We start from the raw sequence: 14,285 nt of genomic DNA on the forward strand, positions 1-14,285 counted from the left end.
GACGAGCCGATCGCCGCCGCCCTGAAGATCGACGACCTCAAGATCGAGCTCGGCTATGCGCTGCTGCCGCTGGTCAACGGTCCCGATGGCACCGACCGCCTCACCGAGCAGATCAAGGCGCTGCGCCGTTCGCTCGCGATCGAGATGGGTTTTGTGATGCCGGCCGTGCGCATCCTCGACAATGTGCAGCTCGAGGCCAACAGCTACGCCATCAAGATCAAGGAGGTCGACGCAGGCACCGGCAAGATCTGGCCGAACCAGTTCATGGTCATGGATCCCGCCGGCAGCCAGGTCCAGCTGCCCGGCATCCACACCATCGAGCCCACCTTCGGCCTGCCCGCGACCTGGGTCGACGCCGGCCTGAAGGAAGAGGCCGCGCTGAAGGGCTATACGGTCGTCGATGCCGCCACGGTGCTGTCGACGCATCTGACCGAACTGCTGAAGACCAACATGTCGGACCTGCTGTCCTATGGCGAGGTGCAGAAGCTGCTCAAGGACCTCCCGAAGGAACAGGGCGAGCTGATCAAGGACATCGTGCCGAGCCAGGTCTCGGTGTCGGGTATCCAGCGCGTGCTGCAGTTCCTGCTCGCCGAGCGCATCTCGATCCGCGACCTCTCGACCATCCTCGAAGGCATCGCCGACGCGCTGGCGTTCTCGCGCAATCCGGCCGCGATGGTCGAGCACGTCCGTGCCCGGCTGGCGCGGCAGATCTGCGCCCAGAACACCTCGCCGAACGGCTACCTGCCGTTGATCGCGCTGTCAGCGCGCTGGGAGCAGGCCTTCGCCGAGTCGATCGTCGGACAGGGCGATGACCGCAGCCTCGCGATGCAACCGTCCAAGCTCTCCGAGTTCATGACCGCCGTGCGCAACGCGTTCGAGCAGGCGGCGCGCGAGGGTGAGGCGCCGGTGCTGGTGACGTCGGCTGCGATCCGGCCATTCGTGCGGTCGCTGGTCGAACGCTTCCGCTCGCAAACCACCGTGCTGTCGCAGGCCGAAATCCATCCCCGGGCACGGCTGAAGACGGTCGGCAGCGTCTAGGTCGCGGGCAAATCACTTGCGCTTAGCGCTGTGCTTTTGCGTCACAGGCAACCGATTTGTGCGGAACTGCTCGAAACGGCCCCATCTCCGTCGCCACAACGCGACGATCATGCAAGTGACTGACGTCACTAAATTTTACGTAAGAAATGGCGACCCAATCGCCATTTTTGATCGCGGTCGATCACGTCCTATCACTGCCTTGTGATCGCCCCTTGGGAACGGAATTGGCAAATCCCAAGTTAGTGGGGCACGAGACATTGAACCGGGTAGCAAACCGAACCGACTGATCCAGAACAGCAGGAAGGCGGCAGGAGACTTCCATGAACCACTCGATCTACAGCGCCGATCGCACGACGCATCTGAAGATCGTCGTGGTTGCCTTGGTCGCAGGTATCCTGGTGGCCGGGTTCGGTATTACGGCCCACAACTCGTCGGACGAGGGGTACACCCAGACGGCACGTGTCATGAAGGCCGGGAAGCCGGTTGCAGTTACAAGCTCGAGCAACTCGCTCGTCCGCTAACAGGAGAATTCACGGAATTCACGTGGCTCTTTACAGCCCCCCAAAGTCGCTACGTGGATATTAAGACCCCCAACTACCCCCAAGTTGACTGTTGAAAACGCCCGCTCCCCACGGGCGTTTTCTTTTTTGTGCCGATGCGCACGTCACGGCTGAAGCAAGTTGCCGATGCAGCGCTGCAGCAGCATCGAGAGTTGTTCGATCTCCGCTCCCTTCAACGACCTGGTCATCCGCTTCTCGATCTCGGCGACGGCGGCGTGGGCTTTTCCGAGCACGCTGCGCCCGGAGCGGGTCAGCTCGCTGCGCAGTATCCGGCCATGCAGTGGATCGGCGCTCCGCCGAAGGAAGCCGTCGCGCTCAAGATTGGCAACGATGCCCTGCATCGACTGGGGGGTAACGAAAGCCGCGCGCGCCAGCGCGGCATTTGAGATGCCCGGGTCCAGATCGACGGCAACGAGGACTGCGAATTGCGGTGCAGTGATGCCGAGCGGCCGGATCGCGTCATCGACCTGCAGTCTCAGCGCATGCTGCGCCAGCTTGATGGTGTAACCGAGGGCGCCGGAAACCGGCTCGGGCATTCCCGGCGAGCTTGACATATCAGGCTCCTGATATAATATATAAGGAGGCTGATATTACGATTTGCCTGCTCCTTTGGCAATCGTGGGGCATTGCGCGTCTTTGCCGATACGACACCCTGACGAGGGAGATGGCCGTGAAACGTCCACAAAAAGTAATCGTCATCGGGGCTGGAACGGGCGGGCTCTGCCTGGCGCATGGACTGAAGTCGGACGGCATCGACGTCGAGGTGTTCGAGCGCGATCGTTCGCCGGCCGATCGTCAGGGAGGCTATCGGTTAAGCATCAGCGCGACCGGCGTTGCTGCGCTTCGCGACTGCTTGCCTCCAAAGCTGTTCGAGAGATTGATTACGAACTCCGCCGATCCGAGCCAGGGCATCACGTTTCTCGATCATCGGCTAAATCGTCTGCTTGCATTCGACTTTCCGCACAGCGACCGCAAAGATCCCGACGCTGAGCGGCCGATCACGCGAACAGCGCTTCGTCGCATTCTGCTCGATGGTCTCGACGCCATCACGCACTTTGGCAAGACGTTCGCCGCTTTCGCCGATAGCCCGGACGGATCCGTCGTCGCACATTTTCAGGATGGCAGCACTGCCGAGGGCGATGTCCTGATCGGTGCGGACGGCGCGGCCTCCCGCTTGCGCGCACAGCTGCTGCCGCAGGCCCGCCGCATCGAAACTGATGTCCTCGCTATAAACGGCAAGTTCGCGCTGGACGACGCCAACCGGGCGACAATTCCACCGCCGATTCTGCGCGGCCCAACGCCGGTCCTGGGCCCACGCGGCGGCTTTCTATTCGCAAACGCCGTCCAATACCTCCACACCGACGGCAGTTTGCCCGCGGATCGGGATATTGCCCCGGAGGAACGGCAAGCTTTCGTGATGTGGGGCTACTCCGCACGGCGCAAGGCATTCGCGACCATCGACCTCGATGCGCTCGATGGCGAGGGATTGAAGGACGTCGTGCGAGCGAGGATGCAGGATTGGCATCCCTCTCTCAGGCGTCTCGTCGACATGGCCGATCCGTCCACGGTCTCGGCCTTCGCTGTGAAGACCTCGGTTCCGATCGCCCCCTGGAATACGCGCAATGTGACGCTGCTCGGCGATGCTCTGCACAATATGACGCCGTTCCGCGGCATCGGTGCCAACACCGCCTTGCGCGGGGCGGCCCTACTCCGCCGCACCCTTTCGGCGTGGGCCCGAGGCAAGCAGGAGCTGGGTCCCGCGCTGGCGCATTACGAGCGCGAGATGATCGACTACGGCTTCGCTGCTGTGCGAACTTCGCTTGGGGATATGGAGCGCTTTCACGCCGAAGGCAGCCTCTCGCGATTTCGCGTCAAGGCTGCGCTCCGGGCCGCCGATTGGATTCCGTCACTCAAGGCCCGGCTTCTGCGAGGCCGCTGACCGCAGTCAACGCGGCGGCGCGTTCGACCCGCCGGGCACCGTCTCGATCAGCTTGCCGGTGAAGACCGGCGCTGAGGTCGGCTGGCCGCTGGGCGAACCACCGGCCTGCTCGACTGTCACCGCATATGTGGCGCCGTTGATGACGTCAGCATCGTAGGACGACAGCACCGGACGCTCGGTAAAGTCGTTCACGCCGATCACGCCGAGCGAGCGCGGCTGCGGCAGCTTGTCGGAGATCAGCCAGAGCTCGAAGCTCTTGCCCTGCTCGCCAGTAGCCTCGACCTTGCGCACCGTGAAGTTCTTGGTCGCGCCGTCGATGGTCAGGATAAACGCAGGGCCGCCGCCCTGCCCCTGCAGCAGCGCGACATATTGCGAGGACGGCGTCAGCGCCGGCGGCGGCACCTTCACCTCGACGGTCCGGATCCGCGGCTTCGCGCGGAGCCCATCCGGCAAGATGTCGGGCTGGAAGATCTGCAGCCCAACCATCACCAGCAACGCAGCCGCGATCGCGCTCGCAACCGACGCGATGCCGCGCCAGCGCCTCACGCGGCTCGCGAGAGCGACGACATTGCTCCCGTCGACGACCGGAGCGGGCTGCAGCTCGGCCGGCTCGACCTGCGGCGCCGGTGACACCTCCGGCGTTGGCTCCGGTGGAGGGGGCGGCGGCTCGGGCAGCACGAGCGGCAGCTGAACTTCGCCGCGACCGATCCCCGCCTTGATGTTCTCCCAGACGATCGACCGCGGCTCAACCGAGCCGACCATCTGGTTCAGCGGTCCGAGTCTGAACTCCCACGCCTGCACGACACCGGCGAATTCCGTGTCGACAGCCATCATGGTCTCGACCTGCGTGCGCTCTTCAGCATCGAGCGTGCCGAGCGCATATTCCGCGGCGAGCACAATATGGTCTTCGCTATACGCCATCACTCAGAGTCCAAGACACTCCCTGATATCCAGCATGCTGCGGCGCAGCCAGGTCTTCACCGTATTCACCGGCGTCGCAAATTTCGCGGCGAGCTGTTCGCGGCTCCAGCCATTGTAGTAGGCGAGCAGCACCAGCTTCTGGCGATCCGGCTCCAGCCGACCGACGCACTCCAGCAACCGCCGCAACTCTTCCGTCATCTCTCGCCGCGCCAGCGGATCGGGCGATTCGGCGGCCACTTCCATCGCCGCCGGCTCTTCCTCCAGCGAGACCTCGCCCCGCTTGCGCACGACATCGATGGCGCGGTTGCGCGCGATCGATGTCATCCAAGTGATCGGGGAAGAGAGGGCTGGATTGAACTGACCGGCGCTATTCCAGATCTTGACGTAGGCCTCCTGAATGACCTCCTCGGCGAGGTCCTGTCGGCGCAAGATACGGAGCACGACGCCAAAAAGTTTCGCGCGCGTGGCAGCGTAGAGCCGCTCGAAGGCGGCCTCATCCCCCTTGGCGACGGCGGCGATCAGCCAGACCAGCTCAGCCGGCGTCAGCATTCAGCGTCCCCCAAAGCCCGCTTTCCCCATCGCGTCGTCGCCAACCGCGCGTTGCCAATTGTCTTTTTGTCGCCATACACCGGACGGTCGTAGCATATTTTGTCGCTACCCGGTCCACCAATGCTGCCCGCTTGTGGACATCAAACAAAAACCCGGGCCGAAGGCCCGGGTTTTTCAACGTATTCCGAGATGGTCGAGATGCGTCAGGCGATGACGCCGAGGCGGGCGCGCATCAGGCCGATCGAGTCCATGTCGGCCTGCTCGCGGGCGGTCTCTTCGGCGCGCTCGCGCGCCTGGTCGCGCTCGTCGAGCAATTCGACCTTCTTGAGTTCCTCGAATGCTTCGGACAGCAGCGCCTTGGCGTCCTCGAGCTGGGTACGCAATTCTTCGGCCGACCGGGTCAGATTCTCCCGGCGCTGGATCGCGGCCTTGGCGTAGGTCGGGTATGCGAAATGGGTGGGATCGTTGATCCCGGCGCGCTCCTGCTCGACCTGGATCTCGCGCTCAAGCTCCACCGACATGCGGTGGAAATCGGCGATCATGCCTTCGATCTGGGTGACCCGGCGTCGCTTTTCGTCGACCTGAAACTTCTTCAGGCGGATCAGCGTCTCTCGTGACTTCATCGACTCTTACTCCCCAGAAGTCCCGATTGGTAAACGCGGGACAGAGCCGGCTTCCCACTGGGCCCCGCCGGCATCGCTAATGGTGTGCAGCCGATGATGGCCTGACAAAGTTAGCGTTCCGTTTCCAAACCCGAAAGGATTTGAGCGAGTTGCCGGTACCCATCGCCCAGGCCGGTCGCCTCGTCCTTGGCCTGGCGCAGGAAGGCCTCCAGCGGTTCGTGCAGCCGGATCGCCTCGTCGACCTCGGCACTGGAACCCGGCCGGTAGGCGCCGAGCCGGATCAGTTCCTCCATGTCGGCATAGGTCGCCATCACCTGCCGCGCCTTGGTGATGTAGGGCAGGAAGTCGGGGTCGGCGGAGCGCGGCATGGTGCGCGACACCGATTTGAGGATGTTAACCGCCGGATAACGGCCACGCTCGGCGATCGCGCGCTGCATCACGATATGACCGTCGAGGATGCCGCGCACGGCGTCGGCGATCGGCTCATTGTGATCGTCGCCGTCGACCAGCACCGTGAAGATCGCGGTGATGGTGCCGGCCCCGGTGCCGGGCCCTGCCCGCTCCAGAAGCTTCGGCAGTTCGGTGAACACGGTCGGGGTATAGCCCTTGGCGGTCGGCGGCTCGCCCGCCGACAGGCCGATCTCGCGCTGGGCCATGGCAAAGCGCGTCACCGAGTCCATCAGGCACAGCACGTCCTTGTCCTCGTCGCGGAAATACTCCGCGACCGCCAAGGTCAGATACGCCGCCTGGCGCCGCATCAGGGCCGGCTCGTCCGAGGTTGCGACCACCACGACCGAGCGCGCCAGCCCCTCCTCGCCGAGGTCTTCCTGCAAGAACTCCTGCACCTCGCGGCCACGTTCGCCGATGAGCCCGATGACGGAGATGTCGGCATCGACGTTGCGCGCCAGCATCGACAGCAGCACCGACTTGCCGACGCCGGAGCCCGCGAAGATGCCGAGCCGCTGGCCGCGGCAGCAGGTGAGGAATGTATTGAGCCCGCGCACGCCGAGGTCGAGCGGGGCGCCGACCCGTTTGCGCGAATGCGCCGGCGGCGGCGAGTTGCGGTAGGGCATCGGCGAAGCGCCCTGCGGCAACGGTCCCTTGCCGTCGATCGGTTCGCCCATCGCATTGACGACGCGGCCGAGCCAGGCCGGCGACGGCCGCACCTGGCTTGCCGCATTGGCGATGACGGCACGGCAACCGCGCCTCACGCCATCGAGACCGCCGAACGGCATCACGACTGCGTTGCTGCCGGAGAAGCCGATCACCTCGGCCGGGATGAAATGGTTGGCGCCGACATCGATCACGATGCGGGCGCCGACCGACATCGCGTGGATCGGGCCGGCGATCTCAACCATGAGTCCGCGAACGCCGACCACGCGGCCATAAATATTGACGCCGTCGATGTCGCCGATCTGGTCCGCGAGCGCCTTCATTGCGAAAACCTTAAGTTTCCACGTTTTTGCTCTGACCGCTTAACTTCGTGTTTACCCGCATCGTTAATCATTGCGTCACTGTCTTTGGTGACTGAGGTCGCTTGCCCGTCAGAAGAAGGGCGAGTCGCGAGAGTCGGTTAACGCCGTCTCTTAATCTGGCACTTGAACGAGAACGGGTAGGAAAAGCTTCTTCTACGCAATATCTTAGGGCGATTCGACTGAAATTGCACGGTTAGAGCTTGCGCAGAGGAATCAGTTTTTGTTAACCATTACTCGTCAGGGTCCGAATCAGTTGTTCAAAGGCGTTCTGTGAGTGCCGCAAGTGCGGCCGACCTGACGCCCGGAGCGGCGATTAAAGGGGACTGGCATGCGCGTTTTGCTGATTGAAGATGACAGCGCCGTCGCGCAGTCGATCGAATTGATGCTGAAGTCCGAGAGTTTCAACGTCTACACGACGGACCTCGGTGAAGAGGGCGTCGATCTCGGCAAACTTTACGATTACGACATCATCCTTCTCGATCTCAACCTGCCCGACATGTCGGGTTACGACGTGCTCAAGCAGCTTCGGGTATCGAAGATCAAGACCCCCATTCTGATCCTCTCCGGCCTCGCCGGCATCGAGGACAAGGTTAAAGGTCTCGGCGTTGGCGCCGACGACTACATGACCAAGCCCTTCCACAAGGACGAACTGGTCGCCCGCATCCACGCGATCGTCCGCCGCTCCAAGGGCCACGCCCAGTCCGTGATCCAGACCGGCGATCTCGTCGTCAATCTCGACACCAAGACGGTCGAGGTCGGTGGCCAGCGCGTGCACCTGACGGGCAAGGAGTACCAGATGCTGGAGCTGCTGTCGCTCCGCAAGGGCACCACGCTCACCAAGGAAATGTTCCTCAACCATCTCTATGGCGGCATGGACGAGCCGGAGCTGAAGATCATCGACGTCTTCATCTGCAAGCTGCGCAAGAAGCTCGCCAACGCCTCCGAAGGCCGCAACTTCATCGAGACCGTGTGGGGCCGCGGCTACGTGCTGCGCGAGCCGCACGAGGCCGACGAGCGCATTCCCGCCTAAAACATCACGCCGCGAACCTCTCGGTTCACGCCTTCCGACTGAACCCCGCCGCAACCGGCGGGGTTTTTGTTTGGAATTCTCACACCACCGGGATCGCGGCCAGGGCCGCGACCAGATCCGCGCCTTTCGGCACGCCGAGCCCGGTGCAGGCATTCCAGCCCGCGCCGGCATCGTAGCCCTTGCCACCGACACGGTTGTTGCCGTGCTCGATCTGCCTGAACAGGGCCGCATTGGAATAGAGCGCGGAGTTGACGAAGCCGAGCGGCGTTTGGCGTCCTGCATTGGCGATCGCGATCAGGCCCGCCCATAGCGGAGCGACCGCGCTGGTGCCGTCCTTGATCGTCACGGTGCCGTTGAGGACGATGCGGTAGCCCGGCGTTCCGGCCGCGGCCGCGGCGACGTCGGGAACGCCGCGCCGCACGGCGCCGTCATTGACCGATGGCGGCAGCGCCAGGCCGGATTGATAGGCCGGCACCGGAAAGACGTCGCTGACACCGCCGCCGGTTCCGCTGCCACCGTCGTTCCAGACAACCTCCTCATTGCCCCCCGCGGCACCGGCGGGCTGCGTGCCGCCGCAACTCAGCGCATACGGACTCGATGCGGGAAACCAGACATGCGCCTTGCCATCGTCCAGTCCGCCGGTTGCGAGTTCGTCACCCGCCGCGAACAGCACCGTGACGTTCAGCCGCTTGGCATCGGCGAGCACCCCCTGCATCGCGTCGCGGGCGGACGAACTCCAGAACATCTCGGCACTGCCCCAACTCACCGACAACACCTGCGGCCGGTTGACGTCGTCGAAGATCGCCTGGTTGATCGCACCGACCAGACTCTGGATGGTGTTGCCGGCGAAATAGACGACGATCCGCGCCTTCGGCAGCAGGCTTGCCAGGATCTGGAGATCGAGCGCGATCTCCTCGTCGGACACCGTGCCGCCCCCGAATTGATTGCCGGTCGCGAGCGCTGCACCGCCGCCGGGTGAAGCAGCGCCGATCGAGACGGATTGATCGACGATCTTCGGAGCCGCGCGTCCCATCGCGGTCAGGGCCTGCGCCAGGTCGGTGGCGAGGTAGCCGCCGCCGAGCGCGATGATGCCGACACAGACGTTCGAGACGTCGTGATCGAGCGGAACGCCGTAGAGCGCGGCGATTTCCGTCGGCCACATGCCCGCACCGGCAGCGACCCCGGCGAGCGCGCGCAACCGCGGCTGCGGCCTCGACATCGGCCGCTGGTCGAAGCCGAGGATAGCGCGCGTCCACGGCGCGATGTCCTTCGGCACGACCAGGGTGCCGACGCGGGCACGGAAGCGGCAATGGCCGTCGTCATAGATCCGCAGCGTCGCACCGAGAATCTCCGTCAGCATCCGTGCCGTCGCCTCCAGCGTGACGATGCGCTGCGACAGGTCGATATCGAGGACCGTGACGTGAAACTTCTTCGCCAGCTTCTTGATGCGCTCGGCGGCTCGGCCATGGGTGCGCCGGCGCTGCGCGGCGAGCGCTCGCCGCGTGATCGGCTTCGCCAGCCGAGCCAGATCTCCGGCGGTGCCCGGTTGAAACGCATCGGGCGTGCGCCGCTTCAGATAGATCGTGACGACGATGCGTTCGTCCGGATCGACCTCGCCGACGTAGGTCGCACCGGGAGGAGCGGCGCGATAGCTGCCGGCGAGCTCTTTCTTTTGTCCGGTCACCGACGCGCCCGCCGGCTCATTTCCCGGTGCAGCCGCTGGGCTGGGGCGGGTTCTGCGTGTCGTCGATGGCGCAGAACGGAATCGACCAGACGAAGTCCGCGGAGGTCGCGACCTGCGTCAGTCCCGGCACGCCCTGGAAGATCGGCGGCTGGGTCGAGAAGCTCCAGTACCAGTTCGGCTGGATCGGACCGAGCGGCGCGCCGTTGTTGTCGAACCCCGCGCTGGAGGTCGCAGCGCCCGTGTTGTCCCAGGCCGCCCGGCCATGGCAGGTCATGCAGGACGATTGATCGACGAAGCCCTGCTCGGTGACCGAATTGCCGACGCGGATATCGAGGCCGGTCGAGTCGGTGAAATCGGTCTGCGATCCCTTGAGGCAATAATTGGCAAACGCCGGATCCCAATCCGCGGACGCGATCATGGCCGCCAGCGCCGGCGTCTTCACGCAGTCCGGATAGCCCTGGTTCGGCTGCGGATTCGGGTTCACCGGATTGGTCTGCGCGCCAAACGAGTCGTGGCAGCCGATGATGTCGCATCGTCCAGGATTGAACTTGTGCTCGAAGGTCGCCCACGTCCAGTTCGGCACCGCCTTGGAGATGAGGTGCATCGACAGGAAGGCGTATTGCTTGCCGTCGGCGCCGGTGTTGACATGATAGAGCTTGGGCACGTCGGCGAGCGCAACCCGGCCACCGGTGAATGCCGGAACGTCTGTCACCAACAGCCAGTTTGCCTTCACCTCCATCGCGCCGATCGGGAATGAGAGGGTCTTGCCGAACGCTGCCCGCAGACCGGACACCTTGTAGAGATTGTTCTGCACGATGAAGTCGAATGAATCCTTGTTGCGGCGAGATTCCTCGAGCACGCCTGCGCCCACGCCGGGCGGAATCGCCAGCAACAGCTTGCCTGCTCTCTGCAGCGCCAGCCGGCCCAGACGGGGCACCGCGGGCTGGCGCAGCGCAAGCGGCGCCGGCGTTGTCGGGAATTGCGGATTGGGATTGAAGGTGTCGGTGTCGCTGGCCCAGGTCTCGAACAGGGCATTACTCCCGCCGGCGCGGGTATTGACCTGGATGAAGAATTGCCAGGCAAGCTGATCCGGCGCATTCATCGCCGGGTTGGGCGTCGATTGCGCCGCAGCTGGCACAATCGGAAGCAGACACAAGCCGCAGCTGAGTGCGGCGTTGACCAGCATTCTCATCATCGTCCTCCTCGAAAATCCCGGATGCGGGCTTGGGCTGCCAATGGCCGATCGGCCCAAGCGCGGCCGCGCCCGTCGCAGGGCGCACCGACCCTGATAATCACCACAGGTTGTATTTCCTATAGACGATGATTTCAGATTTTCGTGTGAAACGGCTCACAAGCCGGCCGCGACATTTGAGGAGCCCGAACGTTTCGGCGTGTATTCACAACTCGGGATCGAACCTGAGCTTCGCGAAGCGAGACCAATCGGCTATACGAGAGCCGACACGCATGAGCTCGGGGCGCCATGACATGATCCTGCAATCCCTTGCCGGCCTGCCGGCGTTCCTGGTCTATTTCTGCACGGCGCTGATCGCCGTGGTCGCTTACCTCTTCGTCTACACGCGCGTCACGCCGCACGACGAATTCCAGCTGATCCGCGACAACGATCCCGCCGCTGCGATCGCCCTCGGTCTGAGCCTGCTCGGCTTTGTGCTGCCGGTGGTCAGTGCGATCGCGCACTCCGCCAATGTGGTGGACTGCCTGATCTGGAGCCTCATCGCGCTGATCGTGCAGATCATCGTGTTCTACATCGTCAAGATCCCGGTGCCGAACCTGTCGGCCCGGATCGCCTCCGGCGAGATGGCGCCTGCGATCTGGCTCGGACTGTCCTCGCTAGCCGCAGGCGCACTGAACGCCGCCTGCATGATCACCTGACCATGGCAGCCAGACCAAATCCGGAATTCGGCAAGCGCCGGCCCAACGCGCCGCCGCGGCCGGGACCGCCGGTCAAGCGCTCCAATCACGTGGCCCTGCTGGTGATGGGCACGCTCGCGGTCGGCGGCGGCGCCTATGCACTGATGCCGCGCCAGAATTGCCAGCCGCCTGCGCCGGGCATGGCCGCGCCCGCGGTCCCGCAACCGGGCGCCGATTGCCCGCCGCGCAACTCGTCCTCTTCAGGCGGTCATGCTGGTGGCGGCGGTAGCTGGTCGCACAGCAGTTTCTACAGCGGCGGCGGCTCCTCGTCAGGCAGCTCGTCGTCATCCACCTCCAGTTCGAGCTCCAGCTCGAGTTCGGTGAGCCGCGGCGGCTTCGGCTCCTTCGCCCACGCGCTCGGCTTCGGCGGCGGCTAAACCAGACACCACTTCGCTCGAACACGTGATGACCATGCGACGCATTGATTGTCCCGAACGCGATGACTGGCGCACCACGGCGGAAAGCGCCGGCTTCGATTTTCACACCATCGACGGCGAACGCTACTGGGACGAACGCGCCTATTACGCATTCACGCTGGACGAGATCGAACGCGGCATCGAGGCGCCGACCGGCGAGATCGACGCGATGTGCCTCGAGCTCGTCGGCCGCGCGGTCAACGACGAGAGCTATCTGCGCCGGCTGAAGATCCCGCAACCGTTCTGGGGCCTGATCGCGGAAAGCTGGCACCGCGACGAGGCGAGCCTCTACGGTCGGCTCGATCTCAAATATGACGGCAACGGCCCGGCGAAGCTGCTCGAATACAATGCGGACACCCCGACCTCAATCTTCGAGGCCGCGGTGTTTCAATGGACGTGGCTCGAACAGGCCATCGAGCGCTACATCATCCCGAAGCGCGCCGATCAGTTCAACTCGATCCACGAACGGCTGATCGAGACCTGGAAGAAGTTCGGCGGCGCGCATCTGCATCTGACCGGCATGACCGGAAATGCCGAGGACGCCGGCACGCTGGCCTATCTCGAGGACACCGCCGCGCAGGCGGGCCTTGAGACCACGCTGCTCGACATCGAGTCGATCGGACTACGCGACGACGGCCAGTTCGTCGATCTCGACGACCGCCCGATCGAACTTGCGTTCAAGCTCTATCCCTGGGAGTGGATGTTCCACGACGAGTTCGGCAAGAGCCTCGCGACCGCGTCGACGCGCTGGGTCGAGCCGCCATGGAAGGCGATCCTGTCGAACAAAGGCATTCTGCCGCTGCTGTGGGAGATGTTTCCGAACCATCCCAATCTGCTGCCGGCCTATTTCGAGGACGACCCGCAGGCGGTATCTCTCGGTACGTCATTCGTGCGCAAGCCGATCTATTCGCGCGAAGGCGCCAACGTCGCGCTGATCAGGGCCGGCGCTACACTGGTTGCGCAGGAAGGTCCTTACGGCGCGGAAGGCTATGTCCGCCAGGCGCTGGCGCCGCTGCCGAATTTCTCGGGACAATATGCGGTGCTCGGCAGCTGGCTGGTCGATCACACGCCATGCGGGCTGGCGATCCGCGAGGACGAGAACCCGATCACCGGCAACACTTCGCGCTTCCTGCCGCACGCGATTTTGTAGACTTACTTCCTCGAGGCGTGCACTGCTCGTGCCTCGTCATCCTGAGAGTCTGACTCAAAAAGCGTGTTGGGGCCTGGCGAGGCGTCTGATCAGGAGCCTGAGATGGGCGACGAGAAGCCAAGCGACTTCGGTTGCCGCGGAGCCCTCGAAGTCCTTGGCGAGACGACGGCACCTGCCGAACCAGGCAAAGGTACGCTCGACGACCCAGCGTCGGGGTAAGAGCTGGAAGCCTTTGACGCCGGGTGGCCGCTGGACAATATCGATGGTCCATTGGCCGCAATGGGACAGTGCGTCGAGCAGCTGTTTGCCGCGATAGACTCGGTCAGCAAAGACATGCTGAAGCCTGGGGAAGTGTTCTCTCAGATGTTCCAGCAGAGGGACAGCACCGTGGACATCCTGAACGTTGGCGGGATGCACGTGGACTGCCAGCAGCAGACCATTGGTGTCAGTGACGATGTGCCGCTTACGTCCATGAAGGCGCTTGCCGGGGTCGAAGCCGCGTGGCCCGCCGGCCTGCGTCGTCGGAGCCGTCTGGCTATCGATGACGGCAGCCGTCGGTCCCGGCTTGCGCCCGAGTTTCCGCCGCGCTTGCCGGACCAAGGCTCCGACGATCCGGTGCCACCGGCCACTGTCGCGCCAGGCATAAAAATAGCCTTGGACCGTCGAGTATGGCGGGAACTCGCTCGGCAGGGCTCGCCATTGGCAGCCCGTCGACAAAATGTAGAAGATCGCCTGCACGACCTCGCGCAAATCGACTTCCCGCGGGCGTCCTCGTCGCTGTCGCGCCGGCATCTTCCGGGATATCAGCGCCCACTCCGCATCGGTCAGATCGCTTGTGTAGCGCAGCCCTTTGCGTTGATACTCGACACGAGTGATTTCGGTCCACGGCATCGTACCCTCCCTCGAATCTTCGCAAATCCGAAGGAATCACAGCCAACCGAAATCACTCACTCCTTTTTCAGTCAGGCTCT

At 64.0% G+C, this 14,285-nt stretch carries 14 protein-coding genes and 1 pseudogene; 7 read left to right on the forward strand and 8 right to left on the reverse strand.

Features of this window, described 5'->3' with window-relative positions; all coding sequences use genetic code 11:
• Together AS156_RS44070 and AS156_RS07745 are read left to right on the forward strand one after the other, a co-directional pair.
• Positions 1-1,038, forward strand: a pseudogene (locus AS156_RS44070) (FHIPEP family type III secretion protein); the annotation flags it as partial.
• Between the two features lie 320 nt (positions 1,039-1,358).
• Positions 1,359-1,559: a hypothetical protein gene (locus AS156_RS07745; RefSeq protein ID WP_066502184.1), complete on the forward strand. Its 201-nt coding sequence runs from the start codon at positions 1,359-1,361 to the stop codon at positions 1,557-1,559.
• A 143-nt stretch (positions 1,560-1,702) separates the two neighbouring features.
• On the opposite strand, the gene AS156_RS07750 is transcribed toward AS156_RS07745, so the two are convergent.
• Positions 1,703-2,152 carry a MarR family winged helix-turn-helix transcriptional regulator gene (locus tag AS156_RS07750; protein ID WP_066502186.1) on the reverse strand — a complete coding sequence of 150 codons (450 nt, stop codon included), beginning with the start codon at positions 2,150-2,152 and terminating at the stop codon, positions 1,703-1,705.
• Here AS156_RS07750 and AS156_RS07755 point away from each other — a divergent pair.
• Positions 2,146-3,537, forward strand: coding sequence for an FAD-dependent oxidoreductase (locus tag AS156_RS07755; RefSeq protein WP_136626078.1), 1,392 nt, complete (start codon positions 2,146-2,148; stop codon positions 3,535-3,537). The genes AS156_RS07750 and AS156_RS07755 overlap by 7 nt on opposite strands.
• A 6-nt stretch (positions 3,538-3,543) precedes the next feature.
• Here AS156_RS07755 and AS156_RS07760 read toward each other — a convergent pair whose 3' ends face one another.
• The 4 genes from AS156_RS07760 to fliI form a co-directional block, all read right to left on the reverse strand.
• The gene (locus AS156_RS07760; RefSeq protein ID WP_066502192.1) at positions 3,544-4,458 is read right to left on the reverse strand and encodes an anti-sigma factor; all 915 of its coding nucleotides are present in this window, start codon (positions 4,456-4,458) and stop codon (positions 3,544-3,546) included.
• A gap of 3 nt (positions 4,459-4,461) precedes the next feature.
• Positions 4,462-5,007, reverse strand: coding sequence for a sigma-70 family RNA polymerase sigma factor (locus AS156_RS07765; protein WP_066502193.1), 546 nt, complete (start codon positions 5,005-5,007; stop codon positions 4,462-4,464).
• Between the two features lie 203 nt (positions 5,008-5,210).
• Positions 5,211-5,630, reverse strand: a complete 420-nt coding sequence (gene fliJ, locus AS156_RS07770; protein ID WP_066502199.1) for a flagellar export protein FliJ — start codon at positions 5,628-5,630, stop codon at positions 5,211-5,213.
• A 110-nt stretch (positions 5,631-5,740) separates the two neighbouring features.
• Positions 5,741-7,066, reverse strand: coding sequence for a flagellar protein export ATPase FliI (fliI, locus tag AS156_RS07775; RefSeq protein ID WP_066502201.1), 1,326 nt, complete (start codon positions 7,064-7,066; stop codon positions 5,741-5,743).
• Positions 7,067-7,433: 367 nt separating this feature from the next.
• Between fliI and ctrA the strand changes: the two genes are divergently transcribed.
• On the forward strand, positions 7,434-8,135 hold the full coding sequence (gene ctrA / locus AS156_RS07780; RefSeq protein ID WP_016848562.1) for a response regulator transcription factor CtrA: 702 nt from the start codon (positions 7,434-7,436) through the stop codon (positions 8,133-8,135).
• Positions 8,136-8,214: 79 nt separating this feature from the next.
• Here the strand turns inward: ctrA and AS156_RS07785 are convergent, their stop codons facing one another.
• Both AS156_RS07785 and AS156_RS41855 read right to left on the reverse strand, forming a co-directional pair.
• Complete coding sequence (locus AS156_RS07785; protein WP_066502203.1) at positions 8,215-9,819, reverse strand: S53 family peptidase; 1,605 nt, start codon at positions 9,817-9,819, stop codon at positions 8,215-8,217.
• A 16-nt stretch (positions 9,820-9,835) separates the two neighbouring features.
• Positions 9,836-11,011: a hypothetical protein gene (locus AS156_RS41855; RefSeq protein ID WP_136626079.1), complete on the reverse strand. Its 1,176-nt coding sequence runs from the start codon at positions 11,009-11,011 to the stop codon at positions 9,836-9,838.
• Positions 11,012-11,304: 293 nt separating this feature from the next.
• Here AS156_RS41855 and AS156_RS07795 point away from each other — a divergent pair, with 293 nt between their 5' ends.
• The 3 genes from AS156_RS07795 to AS156_RS07805 are packed head-to-tail and all read left to right on the forward strand — an operon-like array spanning position 11,305 to position 13,314.
• Positions 11,305-11,709 (forward strand): DUF350 domain-containing protein, encoded by a 405-nt coding sequence (locus AS156_RS07795; protein ID WP_066502236.1) that lies wholly within the window; start codon positions 11,305-11,307, stop codon positions 11,707-11,709.
• 2 nt (positions 11,710-11,711) lie between these two features.
• Positions 11,712-12,125: a hypothetical protein gene (locus AS156_RS07800; protein ID WP_066502208.1), complete on the forward strand. Its 414-nt coding sequence runs from the start codon at positions 11,712-11,714 to the stop codon at positions 12,123-12,125.
• 34 nt (positions 12,126-12,159) lie between these two features.
• Complete coding sequence (locus tag AS156_RS07805) at positions 12,160-13,314, forward strand: glutathionylspermidine synthase family protein (RefSeq protein ID WP_066502239.1); 1,155 nt, start codon at positions 12,160-12,162, stop codon at positions 13,312-13,314.
• A 54-nt stretch (positions 13,315-13,368) separates the two neighbouring features.
• On the opposite strand, the gene AS156_RS07810 is transcribed toward AS156_RS07805, so the two are convergent.
• On the reverse strand, positions 13,369-14,205 hold the full coding sequence (locus AS156_RS07810; RefSeq protein WP_066499812.1) for an IS5 family transposase: 837 nt from the start codon (positions 14,203-14,205) through the stop codon (positions 13,369-13,371).
• Between the last annotated feature and the right edge of the window lie 80 nt (positions 14,206-14,285).

Origin of the sequence: Bradyrhizobium macuxiense, from assembly GCF_001542415.1 — a bacterium.
In the GTDB taxonomy this organism is placed as follows: Bacteria; Pseudomonadota; Alphaproteobacteria; order Rhizobiales; family Xanthobacteraceae; genus Bradyrhizobium; species Bradyrhizobium macuxiense.